At 41.7% G+C, this 20,357-nt stretch carries 21 protein-coding genes; 19 read left to right on the top strand and 2 right to left on the bottom strand.

All coding sequences use genetic code 11. The annotated features are described in order from the left end of the window. The 3 genes from Q1X33_RS02935 to Q1X33_RS02925 all read left to right on the top strand — a co-directional run bounded on the left by Q1X33_RS02935 (window position 1) and on the right by Q1X33_RS02925 (window position 2,817). Window positions 1–1,461, top strand: a complete 1,461-nt coding sequence (locus tag Q1X33_RS02935; protein WP_010747634.1) for a glycoside hydrolase family 1 protein — start codon at window positions 1–3, stop codon at window positions 1,459–1,461. Between the two features lie 247 nt (window positions 1,462–1,708). Further along, window positions 1,709–1,909 (top strand): cold-shock protein, encoded by a 201-nt coding sequence (locus Q1X33_RS02930; RefSeq protein WP_005225331.1) that lies wholly within the window; start codon window positions 1,709–1,711, stop codon window positions 1,907–1,909. Window positions 1,910–2,463: 554 nt separating this feature from the next. Continuing rightward, window positions 2,464–2,817 carry a nuclear transport factor 2 family protein gene (locus Q1X33_RS02925; RefSeq protein ID WP_086293129.1) on the top strand — a complete coding sequence of 118 codons (354 nt, stop codon included), beginning with the start codon at window positions 2,464–2,466 and terminating at the stop codon, window positions 2,815–2,817. A gap of 450 nt (window positions 2,818–3,267) precedes the next feature. Here Q1X33_RS02925 and Q1X33_RS02920 read toward each other — a convergent pair whose 3' ends face one another. Next, window positions 3,268–4,668, bottom strand: coding sequence for a metallophosphoesterase (locus Q1X33_RS02920; RefSeq protein ID WP_271811749.1), 1,401 nt, complete (start codon window positions 4,666–4,668; stop codon window positions 3,268–3,270). A gap of 392 nt (window positions 4,669–5,060) precedes the next feature. On the opposite strand from Q1X33_RS02920, the gene Q1X33_RS02915 reads away from it, so the two are divergent. Next, window positions 5,061–6,437: a CHAP domain-containing protein gene (locus Q1X33_RS02915; RefSeq protein WP_271292449.1), complete on the top strand. Its 1,377-nt coding sequence runs from the start codon at window positions 5,061–5,063 to the stop codon at window positions 6,435–6,437. Between the two features lie 160 nt (window positions 6,438–6,597). On the opposite strand, the gene Q1X33_RS02910 is transcribed toward Q1X33_RS02915, so the two are convergent. Further along, entirely contained in the window at window positions 6,598–8,739 is a 2,142-nt protein-coding gene (locus Q1X33_RS02910) for a UvrD-helicase domain-containing protein (RefSeq protein WP_271811745.1), read from the bottom strand. A 263-nt stretch (window positions 8,740–9,002) separates the two neighbouring features. Between Q1X33_RS02910 and Q1X33_RS02905 the strand changes: the two genes are divergently transcribed. The 15 genes from Q1X33_RS02905 to Q1X33_RS02835 all read left to right on the top strand — a co-directional run bounded on the left by Q1X33_RS02905 (window position 9,003) and on the right by Q1X33_RS02835 (window position 20,339). Beyond that, window positions 9,003–10,040 (top strand): NADH:flavin oxidoreductase/NADH oxidase, encoded by a 1,038-nt coding sequence (locus Q1X33_RS02905; RefSeq protein ID WP_218212896.1) that lies wholly within the window; start codon window positions 9,003–9,005, stop codon window positions 10,038–10,040. 321 nt (window positions 10,041–10,361) lie between these two features. After that, window positions 10,362–10,844 carry a PTS sugar transporter subunit IIA gene (locus tag Q1X33_RS02900; RefSeq protein ID WP_271292706.1) on the top strand — a complete coding sequence of 161 codons (483 nt, stop codon included), beginning with the start codon at window positions 10,362–10,364 and terminating at the stop codon, window positions 10,842–10,844. After that, window positions 10,841–12,244: a PTS fructose transporter subunit IIC gene (locus tag Q1X33_RS02895; protein WP_301969537.1), complete on the top strand. Its 1,404-nt coding sequence runs from the start codon at window positions 10,841–10,843 to the stop codon at window positions 12,242–12,244. The genes Q1X33_RS02900 and Q1X33_RS02895 overlap by 4 nt, the downstream gene beginning before the upstream one ends. A gap of 53 nt (window positions 12,245–12,297) precedes the next feature. Then, window positions 12,298–13,164: a ketose-bisphosphate aldolase gene (locus tag Q1X33_RS02890; RefSeq protein ID WP_074932417.1), complete on the top strand. Its 867-nt coding sequence runs from the start codon at window positions 12,298–12,300 to the stop codon at window positions 13,162–13,164. Between the two features lie 67 nt (window positions 13,165–13,231). Beyond that, window positions 13,232–13,936, top strand: coding sequence for a DeoR/GlpR family DNA-binding transcription regulator (locus Q1X33_RS02885; RefSeq protein WP_016610590.1), 705 nt, complete (start codon window positions 13,232–13,234; stop codon window positions 13,934–13,936). A 156-nt stretch (window positions 13,937–14,092) separates the two neighbouring features. After that, window positions 14,093–14,410, top strand: coding sequence for a PadR family transcriptional regulator (locus Q1X33_RS02880; RefSeq protein WP_008377296.1), 318 nt, complete (start codon window positions 14,093–14,095; stop codon window positions 14,408–14,410). 6 nt (window positions 14,411–14,416) lie between these two features. Next, the gene (locus Q1X33_RS02875) at window positions 14,417–15,250 is read left to right on the top strand and encodes a hypothetical protein (protein ID WP_218212893.1); all 834 of its coding nucleotides are present in this window, start codon (window positions 14,417–14,419) and stop codon (window positions 15,248–15,250) included. Window positions 15,251–15,368: 118 nt separating this feature from the next. After that, the gene (locus tag Q1X33_RS02870) at window positions 15,369–16,313 is read left to right on the top strand and encodes a tocopherol cyclase family protein (RefSeq protein WP_301969536.1); all 945 of its coding nucleotides are present in this window, start codon (window positions 15,369–15,371) and stop codon (window positions 16,311–16,313) included. Window positions 16,314–16,403: 90 nt separating this feature from the next. Then, window positions 16,404–18,383 (top strand): S9 family peptidase, encoded by a 1,980-nt coding sequence (locus Q1X33_RS02865; RefSeq protein WP_271811738.1) that lies wholly within the window; start codon window positions 16,404–16,406, stop codon window positions 18,381–18,383. A 301-nt stretch (window positions 18,384–18,684) separates the two neighbouring features. Beyond that, entirely contained in the window at window positions 18,685–18,837 is a 153-nt protein-coding gene (gene rpmG, locus Q1X33_RS02860; protein WP_005225339.1) for a 50S ribosomal protein L33, read from the top strand. Window positions 18,838–18,853: 16 nt separating this feature from the next. After that, window positions 18,854–19,123 (top strand): 30S ribosomal protein S14, encoded by a 270-nt coding sequence (gene rpsN, locus Q1X33_RS02855; protein WP_005225340.1) that lies wholly within the window; start codon window positions 18,854–18,856, stop codon window positions 19,121–19,123. 15 nt (window positions 19,124–19,138) lie between these two features. Continuing rightward, complete coding sequence (locus tag Q1X33_RS02850; RefSeq protein ID WP_218212891.1) at window positions 19,139–19,273, top strand: putative metal homeostasis protein; 135 nt, start codon at window positions 19,139–19,141, stop codon at window positions 19,271–19,273. 29 nt (window positions 19,274–19,302) lie between these two features. Further along, the gene (gene rpmF / locus Q1X33_RS02845) at window positions 19,303–19,473 is read left to right on the top strand and encodes a 50S ribosomal protein L32 (protein ID WP_005225341.1); all 171 of its coding nucleotides are present in this window, start codon (window positions 19,303–19,305) and stop codon (window positions 19,471–19,473) included. Window positions 19,474–19,510: 37 nt separating this feature from the next. After that, complete coding sequence (locus Q1X33_RS02840) at window positions 19,511–19,906, top strand: hypothetical protein (protein ID WP_271811734.1); 396 nt, start codon at window positions 19,511–19,513, stop codon at window positions 19,904–19,906. Between the two features lie 25 nt (window positions 19,907–19,931). Then, window positions 19,932–20,339: a NusG domain II-containing protein gene (locus tag Q1X33_RS02835; protein ID WP_005237322.1), complete on the top strand. Its 408-nt coding sequence runs from the start codon at window positions 19,932–19,934 to the stop codon at window positions 20,337–20,339. The last annotated feature ends 18 nt before the right edge of the window (window positions 20,340–20,357 follow it).

The following is a 20,357-nucleotide window of genomic DNA, read 5'->3' as shown; positions in this document are numbered from 1 at the left end:
ATGAAAAGTTATTTTCCAAAAGATTTCCTCTGGGGAGGAGCAACAGCTGCCAACCAAGTTGAAGGAGGTTCTGGAATCGATGGAAAAGGATTGTCGGTTTCTGATGTCTATCTATTCGATTCCTCAATGCCGAAAGAACGATGGACTGACCAATGGCATATGATGACTCATCAGCAAGTTGCAGAAGCACAGGATCCAAACAGCACGAAATACTATCCGAAAAGACAGGGAATCGATTTTTATCATCACTTTAAAGAAGACATTCGTTTATTTGCTGAGATGGGCTTCAAAGCCTATCGGATGTCAATTGCCTGGACACGGATCTTTCCAAAGGGGGATGAGGTAGAGCCAAACGAAGCTGGATTGGCATTTTACGACGCAGTCTTTGATGAGTGTTTGAAGTATGGGATCGAACCAGTGGTATCACTATCCCATTATGAGATGCCTTTGTATTTAGTGACTGAGTATGGAGGATGGCCAAACCGGCAAGTGATCGACTTTTATGTCCGTTTTGCCAAGACGGTGATTGAGCGATACCAAAAGAAAGTCAAATACTGGGTAACTTTTAATGAAATCAACTGTGTCAAACACCATCCATATGTTAGTGTCGGGATCATTGAAGAAGGTCATCCTAATATTGAACAAGACAAGTACCAAGGGGCGCACCATCAATTTGTCGCCAGCGCAATCGTGACTGACTATTGCCATCGATTGATTCCCGATGCCAAGGTCGGCTGTATGATCAGCTATCAATTATTAACGCCGTACAGCTGTGATCCGGACGATGTCCAAAAAACAGTCGAAAGTCAACGAACCTCACTCTTTTTCAGTGATGTGCAGGCAAGAGGCTATTATCCAGCATATGCCAACCGCATGTTTGAAGAAAAAGGAGTGGAATTGGTGATCGAACCAGGAGACTTAGAAATCATCCGAGAAAACCCTGTTGATTTTGTTTCCTTTAGTTACTATATGTCCAGCGCAGTCAGCGCGCATCCAGAACGCTTGGAAAGTGCTGTCGGGAATCTGATCACTGGTGGGATTAAAAATCCCTATTTGCCAAGCAGCAAATGGGGCTGGCAGATCGATCCCAAAGGGTTGCGAACAGCATTGAATCAACTCTATGACCGCTACCAAAAACCTTTGTTTATTGCCGAAAACGGTTTGGGAGCAGAAGATGTCGTAAACGAAGATAGCACCATCGATGATTTTTATCGAATCGACTATCTGCGTCAGCATATTGAACAAATCAATGAAGCGTTGCATGATGGCGTCGAGGTCTTTGGCTATACGGCATGGGGCTGCATCGATATCATTAGTGCCTCAACCTCACAAATGTCGAAACGCTATGGTTTTATCTATGTCGACCAAGACGATGAAGGCAATGGCACAAAGAAACGCATCAAGAAAGCGTCATTTGATTGGTACAAAAAAGTAATTGCTTCAAACGGCGCAACTCTTTGATTTTTGATTCTTCCAGATAAAGCAATTGCTGGGCTTAATCATAAGGTTTCTTAACAATTTACCTTTTTATCAAGAAAAAAAGCCAACTTTATTTGCTATTTTATTTTAACCATGCTATGATGAATAGGTAAAGTTCTGATATGTTAATACTTGTTTATCTTTTCTATTGATACACACTTCAATTACACATCATTTTCTATTACAAACAAATAAACACAGTCGATGTGTAATATGGAGGTATACGTTTATGAATAACGGTACAGTAAAATGGTTTAATGCAGATAAAGGTTTTGGATTTATTACAGGTGAAGACGGCAATGATGTATTTGCTCACTTCTCAGCTATCCAAGGCGACGGCTTCAAAACTTTAGAAGAAGGTCAAGCAGTGACTTTCGACGTTGAAGAAGGCCAACGTGGCTTACAAGCAACAAACATCGTTAAAGGTTAATTGACGTTAACAAGCGAGAATCCATTGGGTTCTCGCTTTTTTTTGCTTTAATTTACATAATTATTGAAATGGATCGGGTTTTGATGATCTGCTACATGAGAATAGTTGCAGGCTTTGAGGACCTAACATGGTAAATAGTACATCTTTGATTTCACTATTCAACTAGCCCTAAGCGTCGCGGTTTACTTACCCATGATTTCTCATTCGATGATAAGCGTATAAAAAGAAAGAGGGGCTGTATACCGTATTCAATAAATTAATAAAGTGGTTGAATAGGTTTAGTAGCGTTGCTACCATTAAAAGCAATGGTTACTAGTGATTCAAATGGCATGACTCTTGTGAATGGAATAAAGAAACAGGTAAGCGGAACATGCCACGATTCAGATACCACGTACTTATACAAGAGTAATCGATGTGAAAGATCGATCATTCTTATTCGTTTCATCGATATTGTCTTGAATGAATTGTAAAAGTAGAATATATTGATACAAATTAGCTGCTTTTTTTATTGCAGTTGGGAACAAAGATGATTACCTATCGAGGGGGGAATTTATATGAAGCCAAAAGAAATACTTTGCCAATGGGTTGATGCGTTTAATCAGGCAGATGTAGAAAGTATTTCAGAATTATATGATGACAATGCAATCAATCATCAGGTTGCCAATGAGCCAGTTATTGGGAAAGAAGCGATCAAGCAGATGTTTGAGCAAGATTTTTCTAACGCAAAAATGGTTTGTATCGTTGAGAACATTTTCGAAGATGGACAATGGGCAATTTTAGAGTGGCGTGACCCCTTAGGTTTGAGAGGCTGCGGTTTTTTTCAAATAATAAATGATAAAATTTTATTTCAAAGAGGCTACTGGGATAAATTATCTTTCTTAAAACAGCACGACTTGCCTATTGAATAAAAGGAATTCCTTTATACGAATGGTTAGCAGATATGCATGACAGGAAGGTTAATCGCTTCACGTAAAATTCTTAAAGGAGCAACACTCTATGTAAACAAAGCCTTTTGTTTAAGTAATGATTAAGAATAAGCTAGTTTACTTCCGTCGGCGCCTAGTTGCGTGGTATAGTTATTGATAAGCGACAAATATTTTTGTACCACACGTTACTTGTTTTGAAGAAATTTATTCAAACCTGGCGTAACTTCAGAGTTACAAGGATACAATAGAGGTTAGGGATTGTATCGTTTAAATGAGAAATAAATAATAGTAGTAATAGTATGCTGCACTTTCAAAGAATAAATATTGACTCGTCAGATAGCCTTCTCGTTTACCCAAACGAGAGGGCTATCGTTCATTAGAAAAGAAAAAGTGTCTTTTTCCTAAGAGAAAGGAAGAAGACACTTTTTGGCTTTATTCTGCTGTGAGGGGGATCGTCAGCTTGCGATCATCGGTTTGATCGTCCAGCATTGAATCGACATATTGCTTCAAAAAGTAAGAATAGGTCGCTAACCACTGATACTCCTCGGAGTCTTTGATGGCAGCTTTTTCTTCGGCTGAGTAAGTATCATTGCCAGTAAAAAGGGCAGTGTTCAGCCTCGTGACAAACGTGCAAAGTTTTGTCATCTGGGCATCTGACAGTTCAGACACTGCGGACAATTGGTCACGGACCAGTTGGTCGGTGTCTTTTTCAAAAATACTTTTCTGGTAGTTTTGATAGTTCAGCAACTGTTCATCTGTTTGCTTCGTTTCAGCCGCCCAAGCATCGAGATTAATCTGGCGTGCTTCGTAGTTGATTTCCTTGTCAGAAAGAGAAAGGACACCGTAGCCTAATTCTGCCGTTGAATAAGACCCAGTGACTGCTTCATAAAGCGAATCATTCCCTTCGTTAATGTCTTGAATGTGGATATGACCAGAGAAAACGGCTGGCACGTTGAAGCGTTCCAACAAAGCGACAGTCTCAGAGGCGTTGTCGAGAACATAACCGTCTTGTAAGAGTTCATTATGACTGAACAAGTTATGGTGCAAAAAGACCAGTGGTACTTGCTCCGCTTCTTTCGTCAGGGTTAATTGCTCCTCCAACCAAGTTAGAGTAGCCGGTTTCAACTCACCATTCGTAGTAGGATCATCCCAATTAACCTCAGAATCGTAGATACATGAATCGAGCAAAAAGAGACGATACTTGTCGTTTAACTGAATGCTGTAGCTAAGGGAAGACTTGTCGATACTGTTGGCTTTTTCGTAACCTTCAGCAAAAATCGTTTGAAAATCCTCAGGACTGATTTGATCTGCGTAGTATTCCTTTTCACCTTTAAATGCTCGCGCCCAACCATTGTAAATCTCGTGGTTGCCAGGTAATGCTAAAACCATAATGTCAGCTTCTTGCAATGGTTCAAGCAATCTTGCCAACTCTTGAGCACTTGCTTTCTCGCCATTGAGCGTCATATCACCGGTCAAAATAATTCCCGTGGGTTTCTCTTTTAAGGCTTGAGCGGTGAAGGCCTCGATCGATTGTTCTTGATACGTCATCTCTTTGCCAGCAGCTCCCTTTGTGAAGGTCTGAAAGGCTGCGCCGTTATCATGGAGCGTGGAGGAAAGAAAATGAATATCACTTAAGAGCCAAAACTCACTGTTGCTCGCCTGTTGCAATGGAGTATCGGCTTCATGCACCTTACGAAATTGAAAGAATAACAGGAAACAGGTGACAAAAAGTGTAAGTAGTGCCAATGGCCAAAACCATTTTTTGTGTGTACGAATCGCGATTCCCTCCTCGCTTGTTTTATTTATTATAGAAAGGAATAGGGATCTTGTCACATAAATGGTCTTTTTTTTGAATGATTTCTTGTTTTCATAGTTTTTCTTATTAAAAAAAGTGTGATCAAGCTTTAAACCCTGACGAATTAGCTTTATTTTCGATAAAGATAACATGAATTGATTTTAGTTTTGATGATGAAAATGAAAAGAAAACGCGGTAATTTATTCAGAAACGTTGATTTAACGGTCTTTAATTGTCCTGTTATTTATCGTTGAGATAAAGGGAGTGTTAGATTGAAACATTTTTGTAACATTTCCTTTATCTGTGTGTCATATCATTATGGTAGAATTCATTTGTCGTTAAATCGAACATTAAACTTTCTTAGACAAAATTAAGTTTTTATAAAGGCAGTTCATCTGTCAAATCAACCAGCTAGTCGGAGGAAAAACGAGTGAAGAATAGTTTGTTATCAGCATTAATGGTGTGTTCACTAACATTAACAGCAGTTGCAGCACCTGCATTAGTATTTGCAGATTCCATTGATGATCAAATCGAGCAGCAAGACCAAAAAATCAATTCTCTTAAAGGTCAGCAAGCTGACGCCCAATCACAAATCGATTCTCTAGAAGCAGAAATTGAAACAGTGAGTGCAAAAGTTGCTTCATTAGAAGCGAAACAAGTTGAGTTAGGTCAAGAAGCTGAGAAATTGCAAGACAAAATCGCAACATTGAAATTGCGTATTGCCAAACGTGAAGAAGCAATCCAAAAGCAAGCCCGTGATGTACAAGTTAACGGTCAAAGCACCAATTTCATTGATGCTGTTTTAGAAGCAGATTCTTTAACGGATGTTATCGGTCGCGTACAAGCGATGACAACGATCGTCAATGCAAACAATGATTTAGTTGAACAACAAAAACAAGACAAACAAGATGTTGAAGACAAAGTCAAAGAAAACGAAAGCAAAATCCAAGAAGTTGCTGCGAACCAAGCAGAACTTAGCCAACAAAGAGATGCCATTGCAGCAAAACAAGCTGATTTAAATGTCTTGAAAGCAAACTTAGCAGCAGAACAAGCGACTGCTGAAAAAGACAAAGATGCATTGAATAAGAAAAAACAAGAAGCAGAAGCTGAAAAAGCACGTATCTTGAAAGAACAACAAGAAGCTGCTGCTGCTCAAAAAGCAGAAGAAGAAAGACAAGCTGCTGCTTTGAAAGAAGCACAACAAGAAGCTGCTGCTCAATCAACTGAAAGCACGACAGAGAATACAACAGCATCTACTGAAACAGCAACAAGTAGTTCTTCAAGCAACACAAGCTCAAGCAATACCAGCAGTTCTAACAGCTCAAGTTCATCGAACGCAGGCTCTTCAAACACTGGTTCAAGCAATTCAAGCTCAAGTAACTCAGATTCAAACTCTTCATCAAACAATAATTCTACCGGAAGTATTTCTACTGGCGGCGGAAAAGATCATTCAAGCTCAGGTAACATGTATGCTTGGGGTCAATGTACTTGGTACGTGAAAAACCGCGCTCCTTGGGTAGGTACTTACTGGGGTAATGGTGCACAATGGGGTGCGTCAGCTGCAGCTGATGGGTACACTGTCAATGGTACACCAGCAGCCGGAGCCGTTGTAGTCTTTGCCGCTGGTCAATCAGTTGGTGGTCAGTGGAATGCTGATCCATCCTATGGACACGTTGCCTATGTTGAATCATACAACGCATCAAACAATACCATCACGATCTCTCAGGGCGGAATGAACTTTGGCAGTCCTGGTGGTCCAAACCTTGAAACATTTAGCGCATCTGGATATACTTACATCCATCGCTAATCAATTCAAAAGCAAAGCATCAACGCAATCGCGTTGATGCTTTTTTATTTGATCGATAGCTTTCTAAATCAGTCAGATAAGAGAACTACTCAGAGAGGCAAGACAGGGTTCTCTCAAATCTTGTAAAGATTCTATAGAAAATAGGAGGTTTTTCGTTCTACTAGCAAGGAGGGAGAAACGGCGAAAAGGTTCCTTTTGAAGTTACCACCAGTTCTTCCATTGCACGAGAAATCGCCGTGTAGAGAATTCGCCGGTCTTGATCGGTATGATAATTTTCTTCTGAGACATCATATAAGAGGACCTGCTTAAATTCCAATCCTTTGGCAAGATGAATCGGTAAAACCGTTCCATGAAATGACACGGCCTGTTTATCGAAGAACTGTTTGAGCTCCTCACTGGATCGACTATCTTTGGTGATAATCGTTACTGGTTGCTTAAGTTCCTTTATTATGTCTACTAACGCAACGTCAGGCAGATTGGCATAAAACTGTGGCAACTTTCCTTCTGGTCGAACGGCAGAGATGTTTAAATTGGTTTCTTTTGGTAGCATTTGGGCAAATAACCGCGTGATTGCACCGCTAGAACGATAACTCGTAGTCAGCTGATACGTTTCGAGGAATTTCGCCTGTTGTTGAAATAACGTTTGTATTTCTGATACGGTGATGGCACTTGTAAAGATCGCCTGTTGCTGATCCCCCACGAGGGTAAAAGCGGTCATAGGAAAAAGACATAATAGAAACTGAATTTGTGCTGGCGTATAATCTTGGACTTCATCGATAAACAGATAGCGTAACGCAGGGACAGGTTGTTTTTCGGCGAGCAAATGACGAATCAGCAATAGACAAACGGTATAATCCAAACTATCTGTTGTTTGCGTCAAAGTGATCTGTCCGTGAGTAAAATAGTCGGCACTGTCTGCTAACAATCGTTTTGTATCAAACCAAGTAAGGTCGTTGATTTGTTTGGAAACCGTTGCGTATTTTTTCTTCAGGAGGCGAATGGCTGCTTTCTGAATTGTTTTTTCTGAATCATCCTTTAAAACTGTCCCTAATAGGGAGCGCTGTTCGTCTTCAGTCAAAGAACGAACTTGGTCGTGAACATTTGCTGCTAAGGCATTTTTTTGCAGTCGTTCCTCCCAAGCGTAAGCCAATTTCTTTTTGACTGCTTGGATGCGATCGCGCAAGGATGCCTGTTTCGGTGTCTCTTGGAAGAAAGTGTCGATCGTTTCTTCAGAAAAAAGGATGACGTTTTTTCTTTTGATTGGTTTAAACTGAAGCACAAGTTCTTCTGGCAGCTGTTTGCTCAAGGATTGAAGAAAGCGGCTGAAGTCCGCACTGCGCAAAAGGTCGATCGCTTCACTGGGTGTTTGCTGGATGCGGTCAAAATACGCCTCTTCCGATTCTAAGTCAACACTAGGAAATGCTTGGCAAAACTGCCGCATGGTCAACGTCAATGGATTTTTTTCACCGAGGGAAGGCAGCACTTGCGAAATATAATCAATAAACCGAGAGTTCGGGGAGAGGATCAAGACATTCTCTGCGGTCATCTCTTCACGAAAATGGTACAGCAAAAAGGCGATCCGTTGCATGACAGCAGACGTTTTTCCGCTTCCAGCAACACCGTTGACCAGTAGGTTTTTATGCGCTAAGTCACGGATGATGACGTTTTGTTCGTGTTGGATCGAAGCAGTGATATCTTGCATTTTTTGACTATTATTGGCTTCAAGGGCTGCCAGTAACACTTCATCTTGAATCGCGACTGAGGTATCAAAGGCTTGCTTCATGTGATCTTTTTCGATAATAAATTGTCGGCGATGTTCAAGAGCGGCAGAAATCGTCTGATTGTTCACTTGATAAGAGACCGGGCCCAAGCGTTTGGCATAGAACAATTCGGCAATAGGGGAGCGCCAATCATAGATCAACCCTTCCTTATTTTCATTAACAAAACCATTGATCCCAATGTAAAAATCTTCTATCATTTCCTCATCTTCAAATTGTAGGGAGATTTTACCAAAGTAGGGACTATCCAGTAGACGGTCGATGGCAGCTAATTCACATTCAGCAGATTGAAGAGCGGCGTTCATTTGGTCGATCTCACGGTTCTTACTTTCGATGGCAGCAAAAGTATCTAAACGGTCAGCAAAATTATCAAAGTTTAAGCGAATCTCTTCGCCGATGCTTTGCATCGCAAGGCGATCTTTTTTTCTGCCTTCAGTCAAGAAGCTGCTCAGCATTGTCTTTCGTGTCAGCAATTGCTGGTACGTGTCTGCGAGATGCTTCTTTTCAGCCTTTAGGTCGTTCATTCAGACTCACATCCATTCTCCAAAGTATCTCAATTATACGAGCATCCACCAAAAATACTAGTCTATTTTTTTGACTCTGGATGCGGTATAATAATAGTGGGAAGAGGCAGCTGATTGTTCCAATGTCATGGGAGCAAGCAGAATGCGTCTATTTTTTTGTTTGAAAAATGAGAAAAAGGGTCATTGCTTGTGTTTTTGAAGGGGCTGTTTATACTGAATATAGAGAAAAATACAAAGCGAAAAATCGTTGAGGGAGTGTCAGCATGTCCAAATTATTGTCACCAGTGAAGCTAGCGAATTTAGCATTGGCCAACCGCGTCGTTATGTCGCCGATGTGTATGTATGAAGTAAAAAAAGAAGACGGTGTTGCGGAGCCTTTTCATTTTGTTCACTACGGGGCACGAGCATTGAGCAAAGTCGGCTTGATCATTATTGAAGCGACTGCCGTTGAACCAGACGGACGAATCACAAACAATGATCTAGGGTTATGGAATGAAGAGCAGCAAACAGAGCTGACGAAATTGGTGGAACTGCTGCATGGGTTCGATGCGCAAGTAGGCATCCAACTAAGCCATGCAGGACGAAAAGCAGTTGATGCCAGCAATCCTTTGGCACCAAGTGCCGTTGCCTTTAACGAACGCTACCCGTCACCGTCAGAAATGACCCTGTCGGAAATCAAACGGGTGCAAGATAGTTTTGTTCAGGCTGCCCAACGAGCAGCCAAAGCGGGTGTTACGATGATCGAACTTCATGGGGCTCATGGCTACTTGATGGATCAATTTCTTTCGCCTCTCGTCAATCAACGCACCGACCTGTATGGTGGTTCCTTAGAGAATCGGTATCGCTTTGTAAAAGAAACGGTACAAGCAGTTCGAGCAGTCTTTTCTGGGTCCTTGTGGATGCGCTTGTCACTGACGGACTATGAAGAACCAGGACGCCAAAATTCGTTGGAAGATTGGCAGCAAGTAGCCCAATGGCTTCAAGCGGATGGCATTGATTGTCTTGACTGTTCCACAGGTGGTGTGGTGGATAAAAAGCCTAATATTCCGATCTATGATGGCTATCAAGTGCCCTTTGCTGCAGCTATCAAGCAAGTGGTCGATATTCCCGTAGCAGCAGTCGGTTTATTGGATAATCCTGATCTTTGCGAATATCTTTTGCAAACCAATCAAGTGGATTTGGTCCTACAAGGCCGCGCATTGATCAGAAATGTCAACTGGTTGGCAGATGCAGCGGCGAAACTTCACGATAAGTCCTTTCAAGCGTACAATGATTCCTATCAACGCGGGGTGAAGCGTTGATTCATGTTTTATTACATGAGCGTTGATTCGAAAGAATGACTTGTAAGTGTAGATATCGGAAATGGAAGAAAAGTAGAGATTTACTTACGATTCTTCTTTTAAAAAATTTTTTAGTATAGGTTAGGTATTAATCGAAATAAGAGAGCAATGGACGATGATTTGTCGTTCTTTGTTCTTTTTTTTGACTTTTATAGATCATTTTTATGAACTTATCCCACTTTTTTTCGTCTATTTGCATTAAATAGCTCATAGCATTGAACTGTTTAGTTCACGATGGTATAGTTTAGGCAAGTTTTCGAAAACGATTACAAAAAAATGGAGGTGTTGAAATTGGATATCGGTCAACTGATTGATGAACGATTCATTTTATTTGATGAACAAATTCGGACAAAAGAAGAATTGTTTACTCAAGCATCTGTTTTATTCGAGTCCTCAGGAGTTATCAGTAATATAAAGAAGTACAAAAACGATTTATTTCGTCGCGAGAAACAAACCTCTACTGGGATTGAGGATCATTTTGGTATTCCTCATGCAAAAAGTAAGGCAGTGCTAAGACCCGCAATCGCCTTCGTAAAGTCGAGTCCAATTACTGATTATCAAGCAATTGACGGAACGGCAGTCATCTATTCTTTTGTCATCGCAGTACCTGAAAAGAGTACTGACGATCATTTAATCATCTTAAGCAATCTCGCACGATTGTTGATGCACGAAGGATTTCGAAATGCAGTAAAAAAGGCAGAAGACGCCTCAGATATTATTAACAATATTCAATCAAATCAATCAGAAAAGAGGGAACCTGTATGAAAATTGTCGGTATTTCTGCTTGTCCGACTGGAATTGCGCATACGTATATGGCTGCTGAAAAACTGGATAAAACGGCAAAATCATTGGGATATACAATCAAAATCGAGACACAAGGTGTAAAAGTCGAAAACATTTTGAGTACAGAAGAAATTCAACAGGCAGAGGTTGTCATTTTAGCGGTTGACAAAGAAGTGCAGACCGACCGATTTGCTGGAAAAAAAGTTAAAAGAGTGTCAACCGCAAGAGCAATCAGAGAACCAGAAAAAGTAATTCAAGAGGCAATAGATGGGGTAGAAGTGACCACGATTGCCCAAGCCGAGTATGCTTCAAACGAATCTGGAAAGAAAGCTGGCATTTATAATCATTTCATGAATGGCGTTAATTACATGTTGCCTTTGGTTATTGCCGGTGGAATTTTAATTGCGTTTAGTTTTGCTTTTGGGATCAATGCAGCTGATCCTAGCGATCCTTCATACAATCAAATTGCCGAAGTTTTAAGCACGATTGGTGGGAATACGGCTTTTGCATTGATGGTTCCTGCACTTGCAGCAGGAATTGCCACTTCCGTTGCAGGTAGACCGGGCTTTGCCGCTGGTTTGGTTGCGGGAACGATGGCGGCAAGTGGAGGATCTGGTTTTTTAGGTGGGATGGTTGGTGGTTTACTCGCTGGGTATGCTACGGATTATTTAGCGAATAAAGTAACAGTAGCAAAATCATTTGCCGCACTCTATCAGTTGATTATTGTTCCTTTGATCTCAGTTGCTGTGACTGGCTTTGCCATGTTTTATTTCATTGATAAACCAATCTCTTATGTATTGGATGCTTTGACGAATTGGCTTAATGGACTTGGTTCTACGAGTGGTGTGGTATTCGGCTTACTGATAGGCATTATGATGGCAGCTGATATGGGCGGTCCCATCAATAAATCGATTTCAACCTTTAGTATTGGTTTGATGTCGGCAGGAGTTAATGCACCAATTGCGGCTTGTATGGCTGCCGGAATGACACCGCCTCTAGGCATTGCCTTAGCTTCTATCTTGTTTAAGCAAAAATTTACTCAAGAAGAACGAACTTCCGCTCAGTCTTGCTGGGTTTTGGGATTATCTTATATTACTGAAGGTGCGATTCCATTTGCTGTCGCTGACCCATTACGAGTAATACCTAGTTTGATGGCAGGTTCAGCAACCGCTGCTGCAATATCAATGGGCGCCGGCGTAACTTCATTAGCTCCACATGGGGGTATCTGGATCTTACCGATTCCCAATGTATTGAACAATCCGTTGATGTATGTCGTGGCAATCGTTTCTGGAACGGTGGTTACAGCATTGATGTTAGGATTTCTGAAAAAATCTAGAACTGAAATGGAACGCCAACCAACCGATGAAGGAAAACTGATTTAGAAACTATTTATAGGTTGAAGCGAAACGAATCAAAAGAAAAGAGGAATGTCACAATGTTAATGACAATGAAAGAATTACTTGCTGTAGCAAAAGAACATAAATTTGCTGTTCCAGCATTTAATATTTGCAGTTTTGATATGTTAAAAGCAATCATGGAAGAAGTTGAGGCACAGGATGCACCAGTCATTTTAGAAATTCATCCTGATGAGATCGAATACTTAGGAGATTGTTTCATAGCGACAGTGCGGGAGTACGCATTAAAAAGTAAGGTACCAGTCGTTATTCATTTGGATCACGGTGGATCAATCTACGATGTCATGCGGGCGATCCGTAATGGCTATACCTCGGTGATGATCGATGCATCATTAGCCGATTACGAAGAAAATAAAAAAATCACGAAAGAAGTTGTTGAACTGGCACATACGGTTGGTGTCAGCGTTGAAGCAGAAATTGGTACGATTGGGAACAACGGCTCCGCAGAAGGGGGAGCTGCAGAAATTATTTACACAGATGTCGACCAAGCCGAAGACTTTGTACGTGCTACCGGCATTGACACCCTTGCCATTGCGATCGGAACGGCTCATGGGTTGTATCCAAAAAATATCACCCCTAAACTGAACATCGATTTGTTGAAAAAGTTGAACGATCGTATTGCTTTACCATTTGTATTGCATGGTGGGTCAGGAAACCCAGATCATGAAGTGCGAGAGTCTGTAAAATATGGCGTATGCAAAGTAAATCTTAGTTCTGATTTGAAATCCGTATTTTTTGATTCAGTCAGAAAAGTATTGACGGAAACCCCTGCTATGTATGAACCAAATCAAGTATATGTACAACCAATAGAAGATGTGAAAACTGTTGTACGCCATAAATTGACACTGCTGAATACGGTTGACAAAGCAAGTTTTTATCAGAGATAATAGAGGAAATGATTGATTGGCACAGGATTAAATTGGTGGGAATTTCTTTTTTAAAAGGAGTTTATGTATGGGGAAAGCAAAAGATGAGCGTAAGCAGAAAATCATGATGTATTTAAATGAAACGAAATTTGCTTCTCTGGGGGAATTAGTTGAATTCTTACATTATAGTGATGCTACGGTCAAACGCGATCTGATTGAACTGGAAAACGAAGAACAAATCAGACGTACCCGAGGTGGTGCTATGCTGATCGATTCAGAGAAGGTCGATGCGGCTTATCTGACAAAAGTGGGGAATTATGTCAATGATGAAGAAAAACGCAGAATTGCAGAACGTGCAGTGACGTATATTGAGGACGATATGACCATTTTCGTAGACAGTTCTAGCACAGCTTTGCACCTGATCCCTTACCTGAAAAAAATTCATGGGTTACGAGTGGTAACCAATAGTGTGCTAACTGCCGCACTACTATCGGAACATACTGCTGCTGAGGTGACCATCGTTGGCGGGACGGTAACGAACAAAAAGTTTACCGTTAATTCAGTTACAGCAGTCAACCAGCTCAGGACCTATCATTTTGATCTTGCGCTTCTCTCTTGTAGGGGATACGATGAAGAAAAAGGAGCCACTGAGAATACTGAAGGGGAAGCAGTATTTAAACAGGTATTGAAAGACTGCACCGAAAAAATTATTCTAATGGTTTTAGAATCAAAGCGGAATAAAGTATATTTTTACAAGAGCCTCTTACCCGAGGATATCGATATTGTCATCTAGAAAAAAAGCATCGAGTTTGTCAAAAACGGTCTTATTTAAAAGGCCGTTTTTATTTTCACTACTAGTATGCTTTACAAACTAGTGACAAACACGTATACTAGGTACAACACTAGTTTGTATAACAAACTAGATAAAGGGAACCAAAGGAGGGAAATCGTGAAAGAGACGCAATTGCTAAAAGGGGTTTTGGAAGGGTGTGTTTTGCAAGTGATTGCTCAAAAAGAGATTTATGGTTATGAACTGGTACAGGAACTGAAGCAAAGAGGATTTGAAACGATCGTTGGCGGCACGATCTATCCTTTGCTGCAGAAGTTGGAAAAACAAGAACTTATTACCTCTGAGATGAAAAAATCACCTGAAGGACCTGATCGCAAGTATTTCTCGATCACCCCGAAAGGCATAGACTATTTGGCACAATTTAGAGAACAATGGACGAACCTAATGAAGAAAGTCGAAGGATTATTTAAGGAGTGAGGAAACATGGCAGATAAACAAGAGACGACCTATTGGCGAGAGCAAACCAATCTGATCGAGCAACAATTCAATGAGAAAAATCGCCAATTTTTTGATGATTTTCGAAGTTACCTCTTACTTTCCAGCCTTTTTTACGATGAGCATAAAGTAACAGAGCAGGTATACGCGATTGCAATGGATTTATTAGAAGCACAAACTCATGGAGAAGAGGCGCAACACTATTTTGGCAATGATCCGAAAGGGGTGGCAGATGAACTGTTGGCAAACACGCCAAAGAGCAATCTCAAAGAGCGTCTCAAATTGGCATATCTAGCGGTTGGTATCAGTTGGGGGATCAAGTTTATAGCTGATTTTACAAATCAAGGACCACTGGTTCTTAACCTGCTGGATTATCTTTTAACAGGATTGGGAACTGTGGTAGCGGTCATCGGGATTTTTGCGATCATCAGTAAAACTATCTATCAAAAGAAGGGCACAAGCAAGGTGATTCGTTTCGGCTCCCTTTGGCTCGTTGTGAGTGGCTGGATTGGTCTTTCACTGCTGATCAATCTGATGACCCCAAGCTGGTGGCTCCTGACGATCGCATTTCCTTTTGATGTAGTATTGGTTGGCAGTTTGCTGGTAGCGGCGATCGTTTTTGTTGTATCACGCAAAGAAAAAGCTTTTTATCCGATCGTTTTTCTACTGGGGGTATTTGTGTTGCTTGGTTGCCTGCAAAAAGCCATGGCATTTTATCACATTGGGGATCCATCGTGGATGACCGGCGGACTTTTGACACTGCTCGTTGTAGGGTTTCTTATTTTTCTCTGGTGGACCCGTCGAGTGATGAAAAAGCAATAAGCAAAGCCCGAAACAAGTGTGTTGCTTGTTTCTGGCTTTTTTACATGGACAAAAGCATTATCCTGAGGAATCTTTCTGCTTCATGCTACACTTAAAAAAGAAACGGAGGGAAATCAAGATGTTGACAACAGATCGGTTCTTTCACGGCCACGACAAGCAGACCGCTTTTTTTGAAGGCTGGTACCATAAGCACCAAATTGGTGAAGAAGTCTATGCTTTTATTCCTGGTCTTTCGATTCAAGAAGACGGTACCAAAGAAGTGTTCATTCAAGTGATCAATCATGAGGGCGCGCATTACTTCTCCTTTCCAGAAACTGATTTTCAGGTTTCAGAAGAGGAGCGAAAAGTAACGATTGGTGACAATATCTTTAGTGAAGCAGGTATTCAAGTTTCTTTAAAAAATAACGATCTCCAAGTACAAGGAGCAGTAAAATACAACGACCACAAACCGATTCAGCGGACACGTTATGCGCCGAGTATCATGGGGCCTTTTTCGTATCTGTCATTTATGGAATGCTACCACGGTGTCTTGAGCATGAGTCATACCTTAGAAGGTACACTGTACTGGAACGAAGAACCAATCGATTTTACGAACGGGATCGGTTATTTGGAAAAAGACTGGGGTACCTCCTTTCCAGCAGCTTATATTTGGGTTCAGTGCAATAGCTTTGATGCGCCAGATGTTCGGTTCTTTTTCTCCGCAGCCGACATTCCCTTTGCTGGTTTTGCTTTTTTGGGAACGATTTGTGTTATGCAAGTCGGCAGCCAAGAATATCGTTTTGCTACTTATCATGGTGCAAAGATTCATGATGTCAAACGTACGGAAGACCGTTTAGTGATCCATCTCAAACAAAAACAGTGGCTGCTGACGATCGAAGTGTTGACGAAAGAAGGCCATTCGTTGTTAGCACCTTCTATTGGGCAAATGAATCGGATCATTCGCGAAAGCGCCAGTACGGAAATTGCCTTGACCCTTTTAGAAAATGGGCAGGAGATCTTGCGGCAGACGGGGACGTCGGCTGGTTTTGAAGAAGTAGCGAATCTGCGAGGATTTCACTATTAAAAAAAGGCGGGAAAAAAGCAGAAAAATTCGTTTCTTTTGATATACTAGTAGATAGTTACTGCGAAAACACGTATCTTTGGAGGGAAACGGATGGAAAAAATAACGAATGAGACACTGTTTGAACTGAAAACGATTGCGCAGCCTGCAGTGGGGCAAAATCAAGTTTTTTACTTGGAAACGGCAGTCAACCAAGAGACCAATACGTATGATTCAGCGATTTATAGTATTGACCCAAAGACCAACGAACGGCGTGAGTGGGGCACCGAAGCGTCGACCCACAACAACCTAAAGGTCTCGCCAGATGAGCAAAGGCTCAGTTTTGTGACGACCGATCCAAAGAAAGGTGAAAGTACGTTATGGACGATGCCAGTGTCCGGAGGCAAGCCCCAAGCACTTGTCACTGAGAAGGGTCTGGGGGACTATTTTTGGAAGCAAGACGCAACTGCGGTCTATTATAAGCTGGCACAAGAAGAGCCGGTCTCAGAGAATCAAGACGACACAGAAAAGACGGACAAGCAAAAGGAATTTCCAGAAGTAAAAGCTACTACGAAAGTCAATTATTTGGCGGATGGCGTCGGATTTTTAAAAGAAAAAAAACATTCGATCATCAAAAAAACGATCGCGACACAAGAAACGGAACGGATTTTTGAGCATGATTCTCCCTTTGTTTTTTCTGGCATCGCGGATGATCAGAAGACGTTGTTCCTCACCTTTGACAAAGAGGAAGAAGATGAATGGGACTATGGCTCGAAGGTTTGTCTCCTTGATAGCCAGACGAAAAAGACAGAAAGTTTAGAAAACATCCTGCCAGAAGGAACCTACACTTTTGCTGCTGCGCGCAATGATCAGCTGTTACTATTAGGCAATGATCTCTCTTACGGATTTGTGACCTTGGATGATTTGTTTTTGATCGACTTAAAAACGAAAGCAGTCAAAAATCTTTCCAAGGAGTTAGATGTTGCCTTTGGCAATGCGATCATCAGTGATTTTCAACAAAAAAATCGTGGCGTAGCGATCACCTGGTTGACGGATGACACATTCCTTGTACCCGTAACAGAACATGGCAAGCTACAATTGTACCGTGCCACGACCCAAGGAGAATGGACCAAACTACTTGATGAAAAAATGGATATCCTCGATGCGGCGATCTATTCAGAAGCCAAACTTGCTGTTGCTTATGCGACGCCAACGATCCCTAGTCGCTTAGCGTTGATTGACTTAACAAGTGGCGAAGTAACCGATCTCTATGATCCCAACCAAGCAGTTATGTCACGATTAACGATCAGTAAACCTGAAGCGTTTTGGTACGAAGGAGCAGATGGCTGGCAAATTCAAGGCTGGTATTTGCCTCCGACCGAAACAAAAGAGAATCATCCAGCGATTTTGTACATTCATGGCGGTCCGCAGGTCTGTTATGGGGAAACATTTTTCCATGAGATGCAAGTCCATGCCGCTAATGGCTATGGGGTCATCTTGTTGAACCCTCGTGGCGGGCAAGGATACGGTCAAACATTTGTCAAATCGATTTTAGGTGATTATGGCAATAAAGATTATCAAGACTTGCTGTTGGGGATGGATGCCGTGGTGGCAAACCATCCAGAAATCGATACGAACACCATCCATGTGGCTGGCGGCAGTTATGGTGGCTTTATGACCAACTGGATCGTTGGCCATACCGATCGTTTTTGTGCGGCCGTTACGCAACGCTCGATCTCAAATTGGATCAGCTTTTATGGGACGAGTGACATTGGACCTGCCTTTGTCAAATTTCAATTGTTGCGGGAACTTGATCAGACCGAAGGACTTTGGAAGATGTCGCCTTTGGCCTATGCCAGCCAAGTCAAGACACCCACGCTAGTCCTCCATGGGGAAAATGATTTGCGATGTCCGCAAGAACAAGGTCAGCAGTTTTACATGGCATTGCAACGTCAAGGCGTCGATACGAAGCTGATGCTGTTTCCTCAATCCTCTCATGGTTTATCACGCAATGGCTTGCCGAACCTGCGGATAGAACGCTTGCAGGCGATCAGTGAATGGCTTGCATCACATGAGAACCAATCAGTAAATTAACCGAATGAAATCACCTGACAAAGAATCACGACTTGGGCTGCTTGAAAAGACCGACCAGTGATTCCTTAAAGATCAGGTGATTTTTTTGCGCGATCAAAAGCTATAGGGTCCTGATATCTTGCCGTCAATGACAGTGACGGTTGAAAACAAATTCATATGACGTTTTCTTCACGTGTTAAATAACAAAAAAGAAGAAATAGTTTTGCTTGCTTCCTGTGTTTTAGTGTGATATGATACAAAACGTAATCGTTACACTTTAAGTGTTCTTTTGGTGTGACGCAAGAGAAAGGAGCTGGTTATTATGAGAAACAATATTATTTTGGCATGTGTGGAGACAGGGGAAAGACTTTATTTGACCAATAAGAACCAGCGCAATACGCCGGAACGTTTAGAATTAAAAAAATATTCACCAAAGTTGCGGCGCAGAGCGATTTTTCGTGAAATCAAGAAATAGGAAGGAAAATAACTGAATGGCAAAAAAATCAAAAATTGCAAAATACAACAAACAAGTACAACTCATCGAACAATACCGAGCAGTACGTCAAGAACTAAAAGCACAAGGAGATACCCAAGCATTGGCCAAACTACCGAAGGATTCGAATCCGACTCGTTTGAAGAAACGGGATATGATCGATGGTCGTCCGCGCGGCTACATGAATAAATTCGGCATGTCACGGATCAATTTCCGTAAGCATGCACATCTCGGAGAAATTCCCGGCGTTACAAAAGCAAGCTGGTAACAGAAAGGAGTCAATATGGAAAAAACGGACTTGTCTAGTGCGTATCGACGTTTAAAGAGCCCGAACATCAAAACAAGGAAACGCGCATTAAAGATCATTCATGAATTTAAGCGAAATAAACGAAAAAATGCATTGCAGCTGCATGCATAATGAGAAAGTGAAAGAAAGTTGGAAATGACATGGCAGTACCTGCAAGAAAAACATCAAAAGCAAAAAAGAATAAGCGCCGGACCCACTATGGCGTCAAAGCACCAGCGATTTCGTTTGATGGGACAACAGGAACCTTCAAGCGCAGCCACCATGTATCATTAGCAGAATATAAAGCGCAGCACCCGATCGAAAAGAATTAACGGCGTCTTATGACGCCGTCCAGAAAGCAGGGGGAAAATGGAGATCATCTATCCGTCATTGATTGAAGAAGCCTATCGTCACAGTAAAAAATTTCATCCAGAGATCACCAAAGAGGCAATCTATCGCCATTTTTACGAAGCGGGCTTGATCAAAGAAAACGGCGATCCGACGGAAAAAGCCTTGTCAGAAGGGGTCGTTAAAGATTATACTGAGGACTGGGATCTTACCTTTGAAGAATTTTTGATGATCTACCCCGTGTTTCGTTCCTTTGACTCAAAGCATTTCAAGAAGATCGAGCATTTTTGGGAAATGGATTTGGCTTTGCAAGAACAAATTCTTGCCCAATGGGAGCAAGGAACCTTCACAGAGGAAGAGATCATCGACCTAACTGCTTTTTTTGAAGAGCGATTACCTTCTAAAAAGCAACAGTGAATGAACCGTGAAAGGCGTACATGTGATGAAAAAGACGATCCAGCCATTTTTAAAACTTTTAAAGCCCTATGATTATCTGCTGTTTGTTCTGTTAGTTGTCGGCTCTTTTTTACCGCTTTTTCTATTTGAAGCACAAGCTCAAAGTGATACCGGCGATCGGTATGCAATCGTGCGGATCAATGGAGAAGAGGTTGACCGTTTTAACTTAGAAGAAATCGATGCGATGGAAAAAACCTACTATCCAGCAGAAGGTCAGTACAATATCGTCGAGATCAAAGATGGCGCGATCCGAGTTCGTGAAGACAATAGTCCCGACCAGATTGCTGTCAAAACCAGCTGGATCTATCGCAATGGGCAGACGAGCATTTGCCTGCCTCATAAGCTGGTGATCGAGATCAAGCAAGCCGGTGCCTCTGACTATTTAATTTATTAACAGAAAAAGGAAGCCAGC

This window comes from Enterococcus sp. B2E4 (genome assembly GCF_030499455.1).
Lineage (GTDB): Bacteria > Bacillota > Bacilli > Lactobacillales > Enterococcaceae > Enterococcus_D > Enterococcus_D casseliflavus.
Note: the sequence above shows the minus strand (reverse complement) of the source record. Positions and strands in the feature narration are given on the sequence as shown.